The organism is Altericista sp. CCNU0014, assembly GCF_044923475.1.
In the GTDB taxonomy this organism is placed as follows: domain Bacteria; phylum Cyanobacteriota; class Cyanobacteriia; order Thermosynechococcales; family Thermosynechococcaceae; genus JAAURS01.
The window spans coordinates 2,228,527-2,249,115 of sequence record NZ_CP137338.1 but is presented as its reverse complement, the minus strand read 5'-3'; the positions used below and the strand labels follow the sequence as shown (position 1 = coordinate 2,249,115).

General features: G+C 52.8%; 14 protein-coding genes. 3 read left to right on the top strand and 11 right to left on the bottom strand.

The features are described 5' to 3' along the window. Positions 1-34: 34 nt before the first annotated feature. The 6 genes from R6H26_RS10940 to R6H26_RS10915 form a co-directional block, all read right to left on the bottom strand. A complete protein-coding gene (locus R6H26_RS10940; protein WP_404790482.1) occupies positions 35-337 on the bottom strand; it encodes a fatty acid desaturase in 303 nt (100 codons plus the stop codon). 14 nt (positions 338-351) lie between these two features. After that, positions 352-1,719 carry an IS4 family transposase gene (locus R6H26_RS10935; RefSeq protein WP_404783463.1) on the bottom strand — a complete coding sequence of 456 codons (1,368 nt, stop codon included), beginning with the start codon at positions 1,717-1,719 and terminating at the stop codon, positions 352-354. 75 nt (positions 1,720-1,794) lie between these two features. Beyond that, complete coding sequence (locus R6H26_RS10930; RefSeq protein WP_404790481.1) at positions 1,795-2,373, bottom strand: fatty acid desaturase; 579 nt, start codon at positions 2,371-2,373, stop codon at positions 1,795-1,797. A 215-nt stretch (positions 2,374-2,588) separates the two neighbouring features. Then, a complete protein-coding gene (locus tag R6H26_RS10925; protein ID WP_404790480.1) occupies positions 2,589-4,502 on the bottom strand; it encodes a response regulator in 1,914 nt (637 codons plus the stop codon). 5 nt (positions 4,503-4,507) lie between these two features. Next, entirely contained in the window at positions 4,508-4,954 is a 447-nt protein-coding gene (locus tag R6H26_RS10920) for a response regulator (RefSeq protein ID WP_404790479.1), read from the bottom strand. After that, positions 4,951-7,695, bottom strand: a complete 2,745-nt coding sequence (locus tag R6H26_RS10915; RefSeq protein ID WP_404790478.1) for a PAS domain S-box protein — start codon at positions 7,693-7,695, stop codon at positions 4,951-4,953. Before R6H26_RS10915 ends, R6H26_RS10920 begins: the two co-directional genes overlap by 4 nt. Positions 7,696-7,983: 288 nt before the next feature. On the opposite strand from R6H26_RS10915, the gene R6H26_RS10910 reads away from it, so the two are divergent. Beyond that, on the top strand, positions 7,984-8,814 hold the full coding sequence (locus R6H26_RS10910) for a dienelactone hydrolase family protein (RefSeq protein WP_404790477.1): 831 nt from the start codon (positions 7,984-7,986) through the stop codon (positions 8,812-8,814). 40 nt (positions 8,815-8,854) lie between these two features. On the opposite strand, the gene R6H26_RS10905 is transcribed toward R6H26_RS10910, so the two are convergent. Next, positions 8,855-9,646: an S-adenosyl-l-methionine hydroxide adenosyltransferase family protein gene (locus R6H26_RS10905; protein ID WP_404790476.1), complete on the bottom strand. Its 792-nt coding sequence runs from the start codon at positions 9,644-9,646 to the stop codon at positions 8,855-8,857. A 466-nt stretch (positions 9,647-10,112) separates the two neighbouring features. On the opposite strand from R6H26_RS10905, the gene R6H26_RS10900 reads away from it, so the two are divergent. Further along, a complete protein-coding gene (locus R6H26_RS10900) occupies positions 10,113-10,517 on the top strand; it encodes an AbrB family transcriptional regulator (RefSeq protein ID WP_404790475.1) in 405 nt (134 codons plus the stop codon). A 177-nt stretch (positions 10,518-10,694) separates the two neighbouring features. On the opposite strand, the gene R6H26_RS10895 is transcribed toward R6H26_RS10900, so the two are convergent. From R6H26_RS10895 to R6H26_RS10885, 3 genes are read right to left on the bottom strand one after another with little or no spacing between them, the layout of a single operon-like run. Then, a complete protein-coding gene (locus tag R6H26_RS10895; RefSeq protein ID WP_404790474.1) occupies positions 10,695-12,197 on the bottom strand; it encodes an MBL fold metallo-hydrolase in 1,503 nt (500 codons plus the stop codon). Then, on the bottom strand, positions 12,185-14,515 hold the full coding sequence (locus R6H26_RS10890) for a lantibiotic dehydratase (protein ID WP_404790473.1): 2,331 nt from the start codon (positions 14,513-14,515) through the stop codon (positions 12,185-12,187). The genes R6H26_RS10895 and R6H26_RS10890 overlap by 13 nt, the downstream gene beginning before the upstream one ends. An 8-nt stretch (positions 14,516-14,523) precedes the next feature. Beyond that, positions 14,524-16,296, bottom strand: coding sequence for an MBL fold metallo-hydrolase (locus R6H26_RS10885; protein WP_404790472.1), 1,773 nt, complete (start codon positions 16,294-16,296; stop codon positions 14,524-14,526). A 301-nt stretch (positions 16,297-16,597) separates the two neighbouring features. Here R6H26_RS10885 and R6H26_RS10880 point away from each other — a divergent pair, with 301 nt between their 5' ends. Then, entirely contained in the window at positions 16,598-19,264 is a 2,667-nt protein-coding gene (locus tag R6H26_RS10880; protein ID WP_404790471.1) for an FAD-dependent oxidoreductase, read from the top strand. Between the two features lie 3 nt (positions 19,265-19,267). On the opposite strand, the gene R6H26_RS10875 is transcribed toward R6H26_RS10880, so the two are convergent. Next, complete coding sequence (locus R6H26_RS10875) at positions 19,268-20,320, bottom strand: protein kinase (protein ID WP_404790470.1); 1,053 nt, start codon at positions 20,318-20,320, stop codon at positions 19,268-19,270. Positions 20,321-20,589 lie beyond the last annotated feature (269 nt).

The window sequence follows — 20,589 nt, the reverse complement described above, 5'->3', positions numbered from 1 at the left end:
CAATTCCAAATCCGAAAAAGTCGCATTTTTTGATTTACATTAACTGCGATGGAAGTACGACACTCTTTGCCAATCCCGCACACATCATGACCTGAATTACCGCCCATGTGGCATCGATCTCCCACCATTTCAGCCCTGCCTTCGCTACATTTGGATGCGCGTGATGATTGTTGTGCCATCCTTCCCCGTAGGTTAGCAGCGCAGCCCACCAGAGATTGCGGGAATTATCATTCGTGTTGAAAGTGCGATATCCAGTCATGTGAACGGCTGAATTGATCAACCAAGTACTGTGCCACAGCAAAACGGCGCGAAGGAACAATCCATAGATCAATGCCACTGAAATAAGCTAAATCAATTTACTAGAGCAGCTTTGAGAACAGCACGAGGTTTATTCATTCGCGCAAATGGCTTTGGCCTACGTTTTAGCACTCTGGGTTCAGACCGAAAAACTCTCAAAGGCAGCAAGTCCTTTGCTACAACCTCCATTAGAACTCGATACAAATTTTGCTGTATCTTTTGCGTTGTAATTGCCAACAACCCTATTGTTTGTAGGAACTGCTGTCGAGTTCCCTGCAACGACAGTCGAGATAGGGCTTGTTCTGAGGATTGCGCTGTCTGGAGCATGACGGTTCGCAAGAGATTGTAGGCCAATAGATGTGCCCAGAGGTCTTTGCGCACCATTTGCGGGGTTTTGGCGCTGAGCATCTCCATACCCAAGGTGGTTTTGAGATGTCGTAAATTAACCTCAGCCGCCTGCCATCTCAGACCGTAGAGTTGACCTAACTGCTTGGCACTATAGCGTTTGGCATCGAGTAAAGTCGTGACAATAATGATTCGTAGGTCTCGAAAACCTGGACGACGGATTAGGATAGACACCTCGCGAACATCTAAAAACTTTGGCAACTGGCTAAAGTCTTCCTCACTCATGTGTTGAGGAGGTTTGGAAGGTTTATGCCATCGAACAGCATGGTCTCCAATACCCAGCTTCTGACCTCGACGAAAATCGCTATGACGGGCATGATGCTTACGAAACACCCCATCAGCGCCCTGGGCTTGGACTAAGGCCAGATCTGTAAAAGTTCCATAAGCTCGGTCGCCGAGCCCTACATCCCCAGGCACTAAGTCCGCATACAGCAGACGACTCAATTCCAGCTCACTGGTCTTAAAACAGCTCACGCAAGCCGACACAACCGCACCTGTCATTAAGGAGAAGACCACCACAAGCTTGGCGATGGGAAATCCACACCCTGGCTTTTGGTTACTGTGTTGAGGATAATCGGCTTGGTTGGCAGGCGTATCGCTCATCAGCACTGTGGTACCGTCATAGACCCGCACCCGAAGTCCACACCATTGTTCGGTCGAGGGAATCGTTTGTTCTAACGACTCCGCCGTATCGGGAATCAGACGCTGCAAGACGCTTTCGCTCAATCGTTGACGGGCTTTACTATAGGCTCCAGTATCAGGGGAGGGGCTGTCTCCGCCTGCCGCTCCCACCCAAGCCGTAATCCGTTTGACGGCATTGCTGAGGCTTTTATCCGGGTCTAAAACTTGAGACAGGAGTGCCCATAGCGTCACAATCGGCGTATACACACAGTTTCGATACTGAATATTTTCTTCTACTAAAATTTCTTCAATCCGCGACGCTGGCAATATCTTCAACCAAGGTAATCCAATACTCTGATTGAACTGCTGCTTGAGAATTTCGGCACGATTCAGCATAAGATAAGGAGGTATTATTTTGGTCTGTAAGGCTATGATGCTTCTAAATCATGCCTTGCAGATTTTTTTGTCTCCTTATTTCAGTGGCATTGATCCATAGATTATGAAAGACCAGCCGCCGAGGAGGTACAGCCCAACTCCAAACGGAATCTGCAGCAAGAAATGATAGCGATCCAGCCAGCGGTAGAAAGCTTGCCGATGTAAATCGGGAGCGTATCGTTTGTAGAATTTATAATCGAAAAACTGCGGTCGGCGATAAAACATCCAAAACATATGGCTCCACCAAAAACCGCGTTTAGCTGAATAGGGGTCTCGTTCTGTATCTTCGGTGTGAGCGTGATGCAATCGGTGCGCGCTTACCCAGGAGATCGGGCTGCCCTGCAACGCAAGCGCACCCAAAGTAGCAAAGCAATATTCGATCGCCTTAGGAACTCGTAAACTTCGGTGAGATAAGAGACGGTGATAGCCCAAACAAATGCCAAGGCTGCCCATCAACCAGTGAAGGAAAAGCATCAATCCAAGGGCGGGCCACGAAAAAAACCAGAAAGAAAGAAGCGCCAGTACGTGAATTGTCAAAACAAATGCGATCGTTACCCAGTTAAAAGCCAGAGGTTTTCCAGCTTCGGAGCCGGATGGAGTGGAATTAAAGATCATGAAATACCTGAAAATCGAGGAAAAGAAATCAGTATCAGAATTTAGGAACCAATCGTTCTCTGCCTCTTTAATCAGGTAATAACTAGCATTGACGATAGAAAACTACGACATTGGAAGGAGAAGACGAAAGTCCGGCATATCGGCTTATTATAACGAATTAATCTCGTCGTTTGGGTTCGCGAGTTCGGAAAAAGCTGAAACCTCGTCGCCATCCATTATTCTGCTGCGATCGCACCATGTAAGGCATTCAACAAATCGCTGGCAGTAAAAGGTTTTGCTAAAAAGGCTTTTACGCCAGTCGTTTTCAAAAAACTATCGCTGACGGCTACCCCGCTACAGGCAATAATCTTGACCTGAGGATTGAATTGCTGTAGCGCTCGAATCGCTTCAGCCCCTCCCATCAAAGGCATCATCATATCGATTAACACGACCTCGATGTCATTCCGGTGCTGGGCGTAAGCGGCGATCGCCTCGATTCCGTCGTTAGCCGTTAGCACTCTATAGTTCTGAATTTCTAACGTTATTTTGAGGGTTTCGCGAATATTTTCTTCATCATCTACCACAAGAATGAGTTCTCCTCGACCCAAAGAACGGTTTTGCTTTTCTGGCACGGGCGTTTCAATTCCTTCAATGGCTGGCAAAAAGACCTGAAGTTGCGTCCCTTTATCAACCTCGCTATTGACGCTGATAAATCCGCCATAGTTTTTAATAATTCCCATGGCGGTAGAAAGCCCCAATCCCGTCCCCTCTCCCCAGGCTTTGGTCGTAAAAAATGGCTCAAAAATCCGATCGATGTGTTCGGCAGAGATTCCCGTACCCGTATCTGTAAAGGTAATGACGACATAGGGACCCACCTTAGCGTTCAGATTCATTCGCGCGTAGATTTCATCGATCGCCCTATTTTCGGCAGAAATGGTTAAGGTGCCACCTTGGGGCATCGCATCGCGAGCGTTAACGCAGCAGTTCATAAAAACCTGATGCAATTGGGTCGCATCAGCTGAAACCAACCATAAATCTTCCGTGGCGATGTTGCAAACGATTGTAATGGACTTGGGAAAGGTACTGTGCATGACTTGCTCTAGCTCCCCAAGCAGGTGTTTGACCTGAATGGGGGCGCGCTCCCCTTCCAACCCGCGAGAAAAGGTCAAAATTTGTTTGACCAAGTCAGCTCCCCGCTTGGCATTCTCCTCCAGTATGTTCAGTAATTGTCGACTCTGTTCGTTGAGGGGCGGAAGGCTGAGGGGCAGGAGGGGAGCAATCGCCAGAATGGGGGTCAAGATATTGTTCATGTCGTGGGCAATGCCGCTGGCGAGGGTACCCAAACTCTCCATCCTCTGAGCGCGAAGGAGTTGCGATTCTAGCTGCTTTTGCTCGGTGAGGTCCCGCGTAATGGCCAATACGGACTCCACAGATCCATTCAAGGCAAATTCCGGCACGCAACGGGACTGATAGTATTTGAGCCCGCTCGATGTGGGAAATTCAAATTGAATCGAGACCTGTTCTCCGGTCTCAAATACTTGCTCCAAAGCTTCTTCCCACTGCTTTACTAAAGCCTCAGGCATGCCTAACTCTCGGTTCGTTTTACCCAAAAAGTCCCGCACCGACAATCCCGTTACCGCTTCTACTGCCGGGTTGACGTAGAGGTGCCGCAGATTCCGATCGAAACGGGCAATGATGTCGGGTGCGTTTTCGGTCAGGGTTCTGAATTCCTGTTCCCGCTGGTATAAAGCAGCTTCATTACGTTTGCGTTCGATCGCATAGCGAATGGAGCGCATCAATAAATCACTGCTACTCGTGCGCCCCTTGACCAGGTAGTCTTGCGCTCCGGCCTGCATCGCGCGAAGGGCCAGGGTTTCATCTGCCATCCCCGTCAACACGACAATAGGCGTCAGGGGAGCTCGATCGTAAATTTGGAGAAAAGTTTCCAGCCCCTCGCTATCGGGCAAAAGCAGGTCTAGAAGAATCACATCGAAGGTTTCCGCCTCCAGGCGATGGAGAGCCTGGGATAGTCGTTCGGCATGGGACAGTTCCAATCTAAAGTGAGCGATATCTGACAGCGTTTCCTCGAGCAGGAGAACATCTCCAGGGTTGTCTTCAACCAATAAAATCTTGATAGGATGATTATCCATGGTATTTAGACGGGCGGCAACCTCACGATCTCGAACCAGAAATTCTCGAGAGACTTTATAACTTCGTTAAATTCGCTAAAACTCCCAGGCTTTTGAATATAACAGTTTGCATGAAAGTTGTAGGCTCTCAGGATATCCTCTTCCGCCACGGATGTAGTTAGAACGACCACTGGAATCCGTCTGAAACGTTCGTCGGCTTTGAGTTCAGCTAAGACTTCGTGGCCGCTTTTCTTGGGTAAGTTTAAGTCCAGCAAAATGAGATCTGGATGAGGGGCTTTGGCATAGCCGCTTTGCCGATATAAAAAATCAAGTGCGGCAACGCCATTCTCGACTACATTGAGACGAACCCACAATTGGCTTTCTTCAAGGGCAAGGGCAGTCAACTCCACATCGCCAGGATTGTCTTCAACCAGTAAGATTTCGATCGGCCTGCTGAGGACGCTAACGTTCATGACGGAATCGCTCCCGCATCAGAAAGCGTAAAATAAAATGTCGAACCCTCTCCGGGCAACGATTCTACCCAGAGTTTTCCGCCATGCCGTTCTACAATCTTCTTACAAATGGCCAAGCCCATGCCGGTTCCCGGATAATCTGCTCGACTGTGCAATCGCTGAAAAATCACAAAGATGCGACTGATGTATTGCGATTCAATACCGATACCATTGTCGCAGACCGAAAACAACCACTTGCCATTTGACCGATTTACCCCTATCTGGATGCGAGGGGGATCCTCGCCGCGAAATTTAATGGCGTTGCCAATTAAATTTTGAAACAATTGCGTCAGTTGAGTGGCATCTGCATTAACTTCGGGCAAAGGATCGTGGGTGACGATAGCATTGTTTTCCGAAATCGCCACTTGAAGGTTGCGAAGGACATTTTTTAAAATCGCCGCGCAATCGACCCGCCCGAAGGATTGCCCCCGCGAACCAACCCGCGAATACCCCAACAGGTCGTTGATGAGAATTTGCATCCGGGTCGCGCCATCTACGGCGTAGGCAATAAACCGATCGGCTTTGGGATCGAGCTGGCCTTTATAGCGGCGTTCGAGCAGTTCTAAATAACTCGTAACCATCCGCAGCGGCTCCTGCAAGTCGTGAGACGCCACGTAGGCAAATTGTTGCAATTCGTCGTTGGAACGAGCGAGATCCTGCTTCTGTTGTTGTAATTCTACTTCGGCCTTCTTGCGCTCCGTAATATCCGTAGAAATTCCGCACACCGCCGAGGGAACTCCCGATGCATCTAGGAGCGGAAATTTGATCGTAAGAAAGGTGTGAAGGCCGTCGTCTTGGGGCGCAATTTCCTCGGATTCGATAGGAATGCCAGCTGCGAGAACCTTTAAGTCGTTTGCGCGAAAGGCATCGGCGATATACTCCGGGAAAATATCGCGATCCGTTTTTCCTTTGACATTTTCTCTCTCGAGATGAAATAACGTTTCGTATTGGCGGTTAATTAAGATGTACTGCCCTTGAGGATTTTTGATATAAATCACCGAGCCTGCATTATCGATGAGGGCTTGCAACCGTTCCTCGCTCTCTTGGAGCGCCATTAGCGCTTGCTTGCGATCGCTAATATCCCGGCCTTCAGGGATTAGCATGACGACGTTCCCCACTTCATCCAAAACGGGCTTGAGGGAAAAATCGACAAATGCGGTCGATCCGTCCGCCCAAATATGTTCGGATTCGAAGCGCACTGACTCCCCATTGGCGGCATCGGCGATCGCCTGTTTTAAGCGCTCTTGTAATTGAGGAAAATGCGTCCACCACGGCGTCTCCCAAAACGGTTTTCCGATCGCATCTGCTCGTTCGGCGGCAACAACCCTTAGTGCAGCTTGGTTTACTTCGACGACAATTCCTTCGGGAGTCAGGAGTCCGATAAATTGGAACGTACTATTGAAAATGGCGCGAAATTTCTGTTCGCTTCGCCTTAAATCTTCTTCAACCTGCCTGTGAGCGATTTCATTTTGCTTGGCTGCATTGATATCGGTGACAGTGCCAAAGTAACCCGTTACTACGCCATCCCCATTGCGAATGGCCACGGCACTGCCGACAACCCAATTCACTTCTCCTTGAGGGGTCTCGAAACGATATTCCAAAAAAAACGCGCGATCCTCTCGAACGGCTTCGTACCACTCTTCAAATACACGTTCGCGATCCTCTGCATAAAGCGCCTCCGTCCAACCGCGACCCATGGCCCGCGCGAAGGACAATCCTGTCAGTTCCATCCACTTGCGATTGACGAATACGCAATCGCCCGCTGGATCGGTTTGAAAAATACCGACGGGAGCGTGGGTCGCCAAAATGCGGAAATTTTCTTCGCTCTCGCGCAGAGCAGCTGCTATTTCCTCGCGTTCGGCTTCGATGCGCGCGCTTTCGCTGATATCTTTCATGAAGCAATAGTGTCCCGTCAATTGCTGCTGCTTGTCGTAGGTCGCAACCATCGTCAATTGCTTGTAAAAGGTAGAACCGTCTTTGCGAATTCCCTTGGCCTCAACTTTCACTTTGCCAGCGCTCAGCATCTCTTGATACGCCGCCGTCAACTTATCGAGATCGTCGGGATGGACCGTTCGCTGCCATTCCATCCCGATCGTGTCTTCCGGTCGATACCCGATCGTATTAGCATAGGCTTGGTCGACTCTCTGATATCGTCCACTGGCATCGAGTTTCGAAATCCCTTCCACGGTATGACTCAGCGCAGCATTCATTTCTCTGAGTTCTTCTTCCTCCTGCTTGCGACTGCTGATGTCGCGCTGAATGCCAAAATGTCCGATCGAGTTTCCCTCCGAGTCGTACAGGCAACTGTAGTCGCCCTCAATCCACATCGAAGTTCCGTCTAGTCGGCGCTGGAGCGTTTCGACACGCAACCGTCCTCGATCGAACATTTCGCGCCAGAGCTGCCTGCCCGTCTCTAAATCGTGGGCGAAGAAATCTTTGGGCGTCAGACCCAGGAAATCGGCTTCGGAGGCGTTGTATTGGGCCAACATAGCCGCGTTAACTCGGGTAACGCGCTGATGGTCGAAAACGTAGTCTAATGCGGCTTCTTTATCCACGGAATCGTCCCAGTGCATCGGGCGATCCAACATCATGAAGAAAAACCCATCTGGCGATTGGGAAAAGAATGCTTCCAAGCGATGTCGATCGCTCGACGATTCAAGGCCATGTTGTTCGCAATCGCGCAGTTCGGGCAGCACGGTCATTATCTATTCCAACAAATTTGCAGGATGACAAACAGCAAGCCATTCACAACCCAGTATAAGGCTGTATTCAGACTGAGAAGTTTTTGAAGCAACTCCACGCAAGCCTGTAGGTCTGCTTGTCGAGCATCTCGAATGCAAGCATCGCAAATCCGAACGGCTCCAGCTTTATTTTAATCGCACAAACCCGGCTCGCACTACCAGCCGGAGCTGCACCTGCCAAATCAAGTCAAATCAGCGATAATGCGATTTAAATCCCGCTTTTCAGACGATCTTTTTACGGTAAAGTTTATGCACAAGTTGACCCGTCGCGAGTTTGTGGTTAATGCATCTCTGGCAACTGGATTTGCAATGGCCGTTCGTCCAGTGGGTGCCAAAACCCTCTCAACCGATACAAAGGGCTTAATCGCAGGTGCTGTCAAAATCCCGGTCGAGGATGGATCGATCCCGGCTTACCGAGCGCAACCCGCAACCGGCTCTAATTTTCCTACCGTTCTGGTGATTCAGGAAATATTTGGGGTTCACGAACACATCCAAGATGTCGTGCGCCGTTTTGCCAAATTGGGTTATTTGGCGATCGCCCCAGAGCTGTTCGTACGTCAGGGAGATGTGTCAAAACTGAGCAGCATCGAAGAGATTCGGAAAGTTGTGGCAAAGGTACCAGACGCTCAAGTGTTATCGGACCTGGATGCAACACTGGCTTGGGCGGAAAAAACATCAAAGGGCAATGCAGGTCGAGCGGGCATCACGGGGTTTTGCTGGGGCGGTCGCATCACCTGGCTCTATGCGGCCCATAATCCAAAGCTAAAGGCTGGAGTGGCATGGTATGGCAGACTGGTGGGAGAGTCTACAGCCCTGACCCCCAAGCATCCCGTAGAGATTGCATCCGCGTTGAGCGTCCCCGTCCTAGGACTTTATGGCGGAAAGGATACTGGAATTCCACTAGAGTCAGTGGAAAAAGTCCGCGATCGCCTCAAGACCAGTCGCAGCAAATCGGAAATTGTCGTTTACCCCGAAGCGCCCCACGCCTTCTTTGCCGACTATCGCCCTTCCTACCGCGAAAAAGAAGCCCGAGAGGGTTGGGAACGCCTGCAGAAATGGTTTAAGCGGCAGGGTTTATAAATTCAAGGTCCGTCAAAAAAGCTGGAGGGCGCAGTCGCAGTCAGCTCAAAAGGGTCACTTTTTGATTGACGCGAGGCTTGCCAAAACGCTCCCAAGCATTCCCGCCCCTTAGAAAAAGCTCCATCCAACGTTGTGGCACTTCTCCTGCAACCGCAGGCCAACCCGAGCTGCCTGGCGCAAAAGCGAGAGTCCCCTCAGACACGCGGAAGCTTCCATCAGAGTAGATTGCATCGCTGACCACGTCGCCAACGCGAATCGCGACTTTTGTTTCCGGTTCCACGTGTACGAGATGGGCGGGAATGGTCGTTTTGATATTTCCGTAGCCATCGATCCAGGCAACTCGATCTAAAGGAATATCTGGAACCTGCTCGGGCAAGAGGAAATTACCGAGCAAACTCAAATCATTGTTGAGAATAGCTGCGGCTGCGGCTGGAAAGATATCCCGCGAGCGGAACTGCGAGCCGCCCCGCGAAACATTGACGATTTGGATGCTTTTAGCATGGTGTTTGATAAAGGAAAGCGTATAGCCTGCGTTTACACCGATGACTTTGACCCCATTAGAAAGCAAAGCATAGGTCAATCCCTCGCCTTCATTGTTCTGTCTCGCCTCGGGGTCGTCTTGGCGAGGAGCGCAGTTATGATAGATCGCGCGGTCGGCAGGGCCGGGATTCAGACTCAGTTGAGCGATCCAAAACCCCGTGGCTAGCGTGCTGAAAGGCGGCACTGACAGCATATTAATGCGTGCCTGGGGAAGTGCCATCTGCAAACGCTGCGAAACCTCAGAGAAAGCTGGGTCGCCCGTGCCGTAATCTGCAATCAGCTCGATAAACATAGGGCCTTAGCGAGGATATCTGGTTCTACTCTATCGCTTACTTTCATTCAAAACGAAGGGATAGACGAACGACAAACGAGCAATGCCCCGGCCCGAGCTAAAAAGAAACAGCCAACGGCATAGATCTAAGGTCTTTTGGCGCATCCCGAAGTCGGTCAACGCTGGCCGCGGCGATCGCCATCCAAGGGGGCGAGCCACTTCAACCGAGATCGACGGCCTGCTTACCCATCCCTACGGGGCAAGCTGTCAAGCTTATTGCTTTAGTATTTACAATCCTTAATCCAGGATCAATATCTGCCATCCAGTCAGAGTGGCGTTTGGCAGCCGCACGTTCGACTCGAACGGGATTTTACAAATTATTTTAGATTCATAATTTAAAGGGCTTAGAGTTACTTGATTTAAGCTAGAATTTGTTTGACTTCAAAATGAATGGTCCAAGAAGGTAACGTTCTAAATGGCAAAAAGAGTGAAATCTGCAGTGAATTCGGAAGAAAATGGAAAAGTGGAAGCCTTGACTGGGAAAGCTTTACTGCAAAAGTTGAAAGAAATTCCCAATCTATCCAGACGCGAAAAAGCGCGCGAGTGCGGCTATATTAAAACCACAAAGAAAAGTCAAGACCAAGTCAACATCGGTGGATTTCTGAACGCCGTTCTCGCGGCAAAAGGAATTGCGCTGGATTCTGAGGGCGACAAAGATGGACGCGGGCGCGAGGCGACCTATCGGGTGAGCGTTCACAAGAACGGGACGATTGTGATTGGAGCCAGCTATACCGAGAAAATGGGGCTAAAAGCAGGCGACGAGTTTGAAATCAAGCTCGGCTACAAGCACATTCACCTCAAGCAATTGGGTGGAGAGGAACCCGAAGAGTAGCGCTGGGAGGGCGATCGCCGCGCTAGCCTCTGGCATCTGACCAGAAGCGGCCAAGTTCGAGTGACTTGAGGGGACGGTCGCCTGCGATCGGAAGATTTCGGCATCTGGCAGCGAAAATTCTAAAGCTGCGTTTTACCTTCTAGCGGTGTAAGTTTTGAGAGCGCGGCAGCAGCACGTTCACGGATTTGCTCGGGTTTGATGAGAGGGTTGCGTTCCGTAAGGCCAACATTGCGGGCGCAGTACATCCATTCCATTTTGGGTCCATGCCAACGAATCTCCTGGGTACAAGAACTCTAAAAGAACTGGCGAAGCGATCGCGCCATCTTGAATGGTCCCAGATCGCCGAGCAGCAACTTCTACCAAATGTGCGGGAGTCGGATCTACAGCTAAAATTGCGGGGGAAGAACCATCGAGGGCGGGACCTAGCCCTCTAAGCCAGTACCAAGGCGCACCGCCATCGGAATAGGGAATGATGGTTTGAGTCTGCCAAATTTCTCCAACATCGAGGAGATCGTCGGCATCGCACATCATTTGCTGTCGCACAGACCAAAGGGATGGGGGTACGAAGGTTAAATACCGAGCGACGGAGGAAAATAAATACTGAATGGGATAGAGCGCAAATCCTCGAAAACCTCCGAATAGTACGTCTAGCACGCCATAGCGTTGTAAAGCCTCAGCCGCCAAGGCTTTGATATTGCCTTGCCCATCTTGCCCAGAATCAGCCGCGAGTGCAATGCGGCGATCGCCCCATTCAAACAAGTAGGTGTTGCCCGCATTCCGTACTTCAGGATGCAGAGCGTGGAAGACGGTGGGCTGCTCGCCGTAGAACGGCAGGGCGATCGCGCGCAGATCTTTAACCGTCGCTTCTTCATACCAAGCAAGCGTTCTAACCTGCCGAAATCCCAACTGCCTGAGTCGGAAGGCCATATCGATGGCCAAGACCGATTCCCGCCGCACGTCAGGAACGTAGATAGGCGTATCCGCACCCAATCGCAGGAGGCTGGCGAGATCGTAGTGGTCGGGGTGGGAGTGGGTAATGAAAACCGCGTCGGGTTGCCCTAATTCCGAGAGTCCCAAAGGCTGGTAGGTTTTGGGGTATTGGCTCGATTTAGGCAGTAAAAAGGGATCGACCCAAATTCTGGCGGCAGCGCTCTGAATGCAAACGGTGGAATGACCCACAAAGGTTGCATTTCCAGGGAAGGGAGCAATGGGAGGTACCGCTTCTGCAAACGCGCCCAAGTCTATTAATGCATTCCATAGGTTGAGGGCTGAGGGTTGACTGGGCGGCGCGGCGCCTTGAGACCATTCCCCCAGATACCCAGCGAGATCTGGCAGGAGTTCGGCAGAAAGTGGGATACGGGCGATCGCCTGTCCCATCTCATCTTCTACGGCCAAGGCCGCAGGCTGGACAGACGGTGGATGCGGGTAGAGCCAATCTCGATGCAGAATACCCGGACGCTCGTAAAATTCGACTAAGCCGTCGGACATGGCTGCGTTCAAAAGTTCGCGGGTATGGGCCACTACGGACGACAGTCCGCGGGCTTGGCGGTAAGCGACAATATCAGCGCAGGCATTGCGAACGCTCGCATCGCACCGGTTTGTCACGGCACTGCCAAATCGGGTTGTATCTTCGTAGACCGGATACCAGCGAAATTTCTCAGAGAGTTTCAGTTGGGGCATGACATTGGTTCGGGGTCGGCATGTAACGTCAAGCTAACTTCGCCACTGCGTGGCGTCCAGCCGTGTTCTTTACGGCGAAAAGGTTGCGCCAGTTCGGCTTGGTAGCCAGCTCCGTGCCGATCGACCAGCCAGGGGAATCGATCGACCGCCTCAACAATCAAATAGGGCGTTTTGATGTTGAGTCCTTTGAATAATGCAGACAGCGCGAGAGGGCTGTCTCGGTGGATCGGCAGCGGGGCTTCAGCGGCAGCCGCGACGTTCAGCAAAACAGGCCATCCGTATGCTGACGCAATCTGCTGCCACAGAACAAAGCGACGGTCTGGAGCAGCTTGGAGCAGATCTGCAAACTCGGCGCCAATCAGAACGGTTCTTCGGTTGCGAATACCAGCCTCGTTCGATAGCAGGACTCTGGGCGAAAACCGAGGATGGCTCACTTCGCAAGGAACGGGCAGGGCCGTAGCTTGGAAAATTGCACCGGGATTCGCTTGAAATCCAGTCTCTAGTAGAGAGGCGGCAATGGGATCTCCTCCCGCAACGTGAGCTGAAGAGAATCCAAAAACGGCGATTGCCTGAGGCACTGCCGGCACGTACAAGAGCGGCAACTGAGTGGAGGGATCTCGTTTTAAGAAAGCGCCCTTCAGACTCAAGGTATTGGCATCCAGGCACCAGAGGGAAATGGGTTGGGTGTCTAGGGCAGGCCGAGCGAGAACGTTAGGGTTCGCTTCTAAGGGAGATTGCAAATCCCCCATCAGCAAGTCATAGCGCGTCCTAAAATCCAGCAGTTGAGCATTACACCATTGCGTCAACTGTCCTTGGGGGTCGACCAGGGTAGAGACGCGAGCAAAGGCTTGGGTTGCGTAATCGCTAGTACCCTGTACTGTCTGGTGCCAGTCGCGATGCAGTTGAGTGTAAAGACAGCCCCAAGGCGCTAGGGGAAGAGATCGGGCAACTTCGACGGCTGGGAGCGTTACCTTTTCTTCTGGAAGGTTCAGGATTTTTTCCCAAGCAGCGAGGGCGGGAACGATGGCAGCATGGGTCTGGGTCAGACTGTCCCAAGTGGCGAGCAGGGGAGCGGGAACGGGCATCTGAATGTCAGCGATGTCCAGACCGTCTCGATAGAGCTGTTGCTGGCTCCGATGCCGATTTTGGCGAAAGGCCGTAGCGGGACTCCAACCCAACAACCACTCTCGTTCGTAGGCGGCTAGCGTTTCTCGAAGGCTTTGTGCCTCGTCAGGACCGATTTCGACCTGAAATGGAAGTCCGTAATCGCAGTGCAGGACGGGTTCGGGAAGTTGCAGCGCTTCGATCCCCAAGGTCGTTCCTAAATCTGCAATTTGTCGAGCCGCAGCATCCAGGGCTTCTAGTACGATCTCGTAGGGCCAGTTTTCTAAGTTGGTAGCCAAAGCGTCGCATTGGTCTTGCAAGGCGCGAGTCGTCCGGGACCAAGCGGTGCGATCGGGTTCGACGAGGGCCGATTCTGCTGCGTGCAATACCTCCCAAGGGGTTGTAAATCGAGCGGGTAAGTCCAATCCCCCTAAGAGCAACCCTCCCGTTACCAACTGATCGAGGGCTGTGGTAATTGCAACGGCTTCGGTCGAGCCTAGCTGCTGGGATAGCGCTGAGGTTAATTCTGCAAATGTGCCCTGCGTCAGTTGGGTCAGTGCCTCGAGAAACGCTTCCGCTCCCGTCGGAGAGAGAGCGCGGCGATCGACTTGCCCCGCTGCCGATCTAGCCCACCATTGCCAGGTTCCATCGGGCTGACGCGCCGCCGTGGGATTGACGTGCCAGACTGTGCGTTCCCAGTACGGCGATCGCCGTCCTATGGTCTTGAGTATCGCCTGAAAAGGTCTTAGATCTGGGGTAAAGACATACTGCGCCGGTTGGGGCCGAACTTGGGTGCGCTCCCCCCTCGTCACAGCCGTCACTCCAGCCCACAAACCTTGAGGAGTCGTGCGTCCCACCGCGCGGGCCAGATATCGATAGAGCGTGCGGTCGAGGCGGCGAATGGCTTTACTGCAAAGGTGCCGCCGAGACTGGAGCGAGGTCGTGCGTCGGGCAACCAATGCCGCAGAAAGCGCTAGTGCTTTCATGAATCGAGGGTTATCGGCAGTCTGCCGCCACAGGGCGGCCCGTTCTCGCTGGAAAACTCGCTCGTAAAGATTCAGGTATCGTTCCCAGGCTTGGGGATCCGACAAATCTTGACGCGCTAACTCGGCGAGCGCGGGGTCACCAAATTCGCGCAAGCTTTCCAACGGCCAAGCTGCGGCCCGCAAAATCCCGACGGGCGCTAAGTCATAGTCTTGGACTGAGTTACCCATGCGCTGCGCTAGCCTATCCCCTGCTGTTCTGGCGCGATCGACGTTGGGGCAACTCTGGCCTTCAAGATACGGGCGTGTTTTTCCTGCATGGGTTTTAACTTTTGGGCGTAGTGCTGTTCTAGTTCGATCGTTGCGGTAAAGTCCCGCAAAACCGAGGTATAGTCTTCGGGCGTCAAACCGATCGATTGCAGCCATTTCTCAGTCGATTGAGCGGGGTCTAGATCGAGCTGCGATCGCAATGCGTTCCCTACGGCCTGAATCTGCGTTGGCGCGATCTCTAAGCCAATGCGCTCTGCTTCTCGCACCGCCAGATAAGCCAGCAACACTTTTTTAGAAATGACTCCATCGTTTTCCCCGCGACGGCCCAAGATTTCAAGGCTTTGCATTTGCTTCGAAGGGTAGGGATCGGGCAGTGCAGAGGGGGGGCCTTCTTCGGTTTTGACGCGTTCGAGAGGGGGAGAAACCCTCAGGTAGCAAGAAAGCGGATCGCAAAACGCGTCTTCTGGTGGCAGGACTGGCAAACTCCAAAATTGGCCGTCCCGTACCCCCATCACTTTCTCGTAGTTGCGCACGTCCCCCGACAGCCAGAACAAGAGGGCCGGGCGATCGCCATTCAAGACCTCGAACAATCCTTGCCCCGAAAAGTGGGTAAAGAAGTTTGCTTCTGGGTGTTCCCCCAGCGTTGCTGTCAGGCGATCGGTGCGAAAATCGATCCAATAGGCGAGACGGCAGTCGGGTGCCGTATGGACGACCCATTGCACTACGACTTCATAGCATCGAAGCCATTGCCAGCCGCTGTCCCTCGACTGCATCTGTTGGGTCAACCACGGCTGAAACGTCGTTTGAAAGAAGGCCTCCAACTGCTGCTGAAGGATGAAACTATCCTCTCCACGGGTCAGCCCAGCCAGGGTTTGGAGATCGACTGGCTCCCAGCAGACAGGATCGGTCTCCGCTGCTCGAACAAAGGGCGATGCTTGGGGTTGGTGCTGGGGGGATCGATCGGGCTGGAGGGCGATCGCATCCCCCGGTAAAACTGTAATGGCGCGCTCCGACCCTCCCAGACGCTTTTGCAACAGTCGCGTCACCTCTTCGGGGGCTAGGGGAAATGCATAGCGGTTAAACCAGGCGTGCCGCCCTTGAAAGCTGAGTCCAGAGGCGTAGGGGAATACCATTGCCGGACGGCAGGCGCAGGCGGTCTCCAGCCACGCGAGGACTTCTACTTTATCGAAGGCAGCCCCTCGATTGCGCTGATATCCCATGCTGGCACGCACCACAGGCTGATATTTCACGGAGATGAGGTCGATTTTCCCCATTTGTTGCAGCACTTGCTGGCTGATATCGGGCGTCACCTCAGCGTCCGCCATGTGCCAAAAGGTTCCCGTTTCATCTCGAACCACGAGGCCGAATTCTGGCTCATCGTGGTCGGAGGGGGTCGTCAACAGCCGAGTGGTTCCCCACTCTAAACATTCCCAAGGGTGACAGGTCGTTACGCTAGCAAATCCCAGGGCTTGAAGTTGCTCGACCAGATGGGGTTCTGGGGCCGTCAGGACCGGAATATCCTTCGGCAACTGTTTCAAAGAATCGGGATGCCAGTGATCGAAATGCCCGTGGGTAACCACCAGAAGGGTGGGAGGGAGCATCCGATCGAGGCGAAAGTGGCGGGGGGGATTGTAGCGCAAGACCCCATCCAATATCGTATTACTAAAGCAGGGATCGATCAGAATGCGGTGTTGGCTGGTTTCAACATATAAAGCTGCATGACCGCAAATCGTAACCCGCATTACTGCCACCCCATTTCATACCATTGGTCACAGAATTGACTGTTGCACAAGCGCAAAGCGGTGTCAAAATCGGAAATACGTCCCTAAAGGGTCTGACAAAATCCTGCAAAGCCTTTTTCAGACTGCCTTTGCAGCGTATTTCTCTGGGTTCAAGAAGCGGAACGAAGCGATAAAACTTAATTGATTCTGTCGAAAACCTTTACTTGTCTGGGATTGGGGAGATCGAGATGCTATCAATGAAGTGAGCGACAGCCGTTACTGTGCGTCCGTCGATAGCTATTCCAAATTCCATCCTAGCCGTATGTCTAACGTCGATTTGCGCCTGAAGCTGAATCTCAATGTCCAGCTTCTGTTGGGGGAGGGTAAACAAACCTATGGCTGGATCGGCGATCGCCATTTCACCCTGACGGGCATCAGCGGCCCTATTCTGCGAGATATTGCAGCGTTGGCAGATAAAACCGCAACGGCAAAAGAAATTCAGACCCAACTAACAGATCGCTATCCTCCGGCTTACGTCGCTCAGATTATTGAAATTTTGACGAAGGCTCAATGTCTTATTTCAGATCGAGGGGATGCGATCGATTTTGAGGATAGTGTCGGTGGGCCAGCGTCTCGCAGGGCTGATGGAGATTCAACGATTTTAGATCGGCCTATTGTCGTGCTAGGGAACCGCGAACTCCTAGCGGCAATGGTTCGAGGCTTGAAGGGATCGGGCTTTCGTCAAGTTAGAGCGGTCTATGCAGAACGGTTCGCAAGCTGCTTTACGGAAGCGTTTCAGCAACAGCAGGAAACAATTGTCTCATCCACTCAACCCGTAGCCCCAGTTTTCCCTAGCGCATCATTTTCCCCGGATCGCACGCTCTCCGAGGCGAACGAGTCCGATTTGCAGGAGATATTTCAAGGGGCGGCGCTGGCGATCTGTGCGTTAGAAGGGATGCCGTTCCAAGCGCTGTTTGATGTGAATCGCGTCGCGTTATCAACTGCAACCCCCTGCCTTTTTGTCACGGCAACCCCATCGACGGGAACCGTAGGGCCTACGGTCGTAGGGGGATTGTCGGCCTGCTTTAGATGTCGAGCGATGGCGATCGCCCAGTTACCCGCTCCGTTCCGTCCCCTGCTGCCGCACCTCCGGACGCCCCTTTCCCTCGGACAGGATCGGCACCTGTTAGAAACCGTTGCCCAGCGTGCGACAGAAGAGGCGATCGCCCTGTTGAGCCATCCTCCTCGGACTCAGTACGCCGCGCACCTGCGTCATGTCGGTGCTTTGGGGGAATCTTCGTCGGTGTCGCTATTGCCCCAGGGGGACTGTCCCGCTTGTAGCCCTTTAACTGAATCGCCTTTGCCCTCCCACGCCCATGCTGCCGCTGCTGCTGCCGCGACAGAAATTATGGGCCAGTGGACGCTTTCTCCGACCTCCACCCAGCAACCCGACCCCGATGCCTATCGAACGGTGGGAATTTTAGGGGGAGGGACGGCGGGCTATCTGACAGCGTTAACGTTACGGGCGTTAAGGCCAGAGCTGGAAGTGACGCTAATTGAATCCAGCGATATCCCCATCATTGGCGTGGGGGAAGCCACAACACCGGAGCTAGTACGTTGGCTCCACAGTCCTCGCTTTCTGAATCGGGACATTGGCGAGTTCTTTCGGCAGGTGCAGCCCACCTGGAAGCTGGGGATTAAGTTTGCCTGGGGTTCACCAGGGGACGATTTTTTCACCTTCCCTTTCCAGCGGGGACGACTGTTGGAATCTCAGCTTTACGAATCGACCCTCAACCAGCAATCCTTGGGTTCCCTCCTCATGAGCGGCGATCGCACCCCTATTTTTGACGATGGCACGGGCGATCGCCAATCTTGGCTGCACCTCATGCGTTGGGCCTATCACCTCGACAATCAACGCTTCGTGCGCTACCTGCAAAAATCTGCCGCTGAAGTGGGCGTGAAGTATATCGACGCGAAGGTGGCGGACGTGCTGCGCGCGCCCGATGGTGAAACGGTTGAAACCCTGATAACAGAAGATGGACAGCGGCTTTCCTACGACCTTTACGTTGATTGCTCTGGCTTTCGGTCGGTGCTGATGGGCAAGGCCCTGGGTTCTCCCTTTGTCAGCTACGGCGATACCCTCTTTACCGATCGCGCCATCACGGCCACGGTGCCCCATAACGGCACGATCAAACCCTACACCCTTGCAGAGACGATGGACAGCGGCTGGTGCTGGAATATTCCCTTTGCGGACACCGACCATCGCGGCTACGTCTATTCCTCCGCATTCATGAGTGAAGATGCGGCGATCGCCGAAATGCAGGCCAAAAATCCCGGCATGGGGGAGCCGCACTTCGTGAAATTTCGCTCCGGTCGTCACGAGCATTTTTGGAAAGGCAATGTCGTGGCGATCGGAAATTCCTATGCCTTTGTGGAACCCTTGGAGTCCACCGCACTGCACGCGATCGTGCTGGAGTTAGATCTGCTCGCCACCCACTTCCCCGCATCGCGCCACGATCGTTCCCTTCAGCCCATCCTCAATCGCAAAATGAACGAACGCTGGGATGCCCTGCGGTGGTTTTTAGGCATTCACTATCGGTTCAACCGCCGGCTCGATACCCCCTTTTGGAAAGCAGCCAATCATGAGGCGAATATTTCAGGGGCGGAGATGAAAGTCGCCCGCTTTCAAGATCGTGCGCCGCTTTCCTACCAAAATTCTTTGTTCTACACCCTAGTGCCGCCAGAATTTTTCTCCGACGATCATTCCTTCGATACGCTACTCATGGGGCAGCAGGTTCCCGCTCGATTCGCAAACCCGACTTTGGATAAAGCCAATTGGGAGCGACAAATCTCGATTTTGCGGCACATGGCCCGTCAAGCGCTCCCACAGCATGAAGCCCTGCAATGGCTCCAAGCCGAACGGCCTGACCTGCTCTATGAATTTGTCCGGCATCCCGATAGCTGGATTCACCGCTGGCTCCCGTCCTGATGGTTAGAGCTGCACCAAATCGGCTAGCACGTCAGTCGCCATTTGATAGCGGCGATTAACGCGGGTTCGCGTCATTTTGTCTAAAATCTCACCCAGCTTGGGACTGAGCTTGCCGTGCCTGCGCCAGTCGTATTCACCCGTGGGCAAAAGCGGAACCCGACTGAGTTCTAGCCCCGTAATTGCCTGAATCCCGATCGCACCCGCAGAGTAAATATCGCTGCTGGGCACGGGTTGACCGCTCATTTGCTCGTAGGACGCATAGCTGGCGGTTCCGATCGCCACGGTCATCATGGGCTGGAGTTCTTCCTGAGGATTCCAGATTTTAGCCGCCCCAAAATCAATCAGAATCAAGCGCCCATCTTGTTTGCGACGAATAATATTGGAGGGTTTAATATCTCGGTGAATGACCTGAAACGCCTGAATTGCCGCCAAGTCTTCTAGAATGCCTTGGAGCAGGGCCTTAAGCTGCGGCTCTGAAACAGGTTTGCCTGGAATCAGCTCTTCATTTAAGGGGTGTCCCACCACGTATTCGCGGATAAACCAGGTTTCCTGTTCGGCTTCGGCATAGCTCAGCAGTTTGGGAATGCAGTCTAAGGTTTTGAGTTTTTCGAGCATCAGGGCCTCGCCCTTAAACAACCGCTGCGTGGTGGCAAGGTCGCGATCGCTGTCAGGTTGCGGCACAAAATGCTTAATTACCCACAGGGCTTTCGATTTAGTGGTAATGTCTTCAGCGACGTAGGTGTTGCCAAATCTACCCGATGCCAAACGTTCGAGCAATCGATAGCGGTCTTTGAAAATGTCATTGGTTTGAGAGTGCGCGCTCGTCAGAGTGGGTGTCTCAGATTCATGGGCGGGTTTAATTTCTGAACCTGTGGGTTTCCGCTGCGTCCTACGCTGGCGATAAAAAACGGCAATGCCCAGCAGCAATCCACCCAGAATGGGGATGAGGGCAATGGAAGGGATTGCGGCGATCGCCACCAGCCACACGAGTACTGCGGTGAGACCCGCTAACCCTACAAATGCAACACTACAAATGAGCCAGTTCCCGTCAGACAAAACACTTACCTACTTTGCACTTCATCAATTTAGCAAACAAGCTTTGTCCATCAGCGAACAATACTGCTCGGTTAAGAGGCAAAGACATTGCACTCGCCCCCCTAGCCCCCCAATTCTGGGGGGAAATGACCCTAGTTTTTGGCTTTCTCCCCCCAGAATTGGGAAGCCACTTCCGTGGGCGGGTTTCCAAGGGAGTGCGTTGCCGGAGTTCCCCCGGTTGAAGCAACTCCCGCCGACTTGAGGAAAGTGGCGCGGGTCGGGGGGAGCGA

Coding starts and splice junctions, on each gene's coding strand:
- R6H26_RS10895 (WP_404790474.1), bottom strand. CDS start 12,197: ATGCCCCAACTGAAACTCTCTGAGAAATTTCGCTGGTATCCGGTCTAC.
- R6H26_RS10935 (WP_404783463.1), bottom strand. CDS start 1,719: ATGCTGAATCGTGCCGAAATTCTCAAGCAGCAGTTCAATCAGAGTATT.
- R6H26_RS10890 (WP_404790473.1), bottom strand. CDS start 14,515: ATGGGTAACTCAGTCCAAGACTATGACTTAGCGCCCGTCGGGATTTTG.
- R6H26_RS10925 (WP_404790480.1), bottom strand. CDS start 4,502: ATGGATAATCATCCTATCAAGATTTTATTGGTTGAAGACAACCCTGGA.
- R6H26_RS10905 (WP_404790476.1), bottom strand. CDS start 9,646: ATGTTTATCGAGCTGATTGCAGATTACGGCACGGGCGACCCAGCTTTC.
- R6H26_RS10920 (WP_404790479.1), bottom strand. CDS start 4,954: ATGAACGTTAGCGTCCTCAGCAGGCCGATCGAAATCTTACTGGTTGAA.
- R6H26_RS10930 (WP_404790481.1), bottom strand. CDS start 2,373: ATGATCTTTAATTCCACTCCATCCGGCTCCGAAGCTGGAAAACCTCTG.
- R6H26_RS10885 (WP_404790472.1), bottom strand. CDS start 16,296: ATGCGGGTTACGATTTGCGGTCATGCAGCTTTATATGTTGAAACCAGC.
- R6H26_RS10910 (WP_404790477.1), top strand. CDS start 7,984: ATGCACAAGTTGACCCGTCGCGAGTTTGTGGTTAATGCATCTCTGGCA.
- R6H26_RS10880 (WP_404790471.1), top strand. CDS start 16,598: ATGTCTAACGTCGATTTGCGCCTGAAGCTGAATCTCAATGTCCAGCTT.
- R6H26_RS10915 (WP_404790478.1), bottom strand. CDS start 7,695: ATGACCGTGCTGCCCGAACTGCGCGATTGCGAACAACATGGCCTTGAA.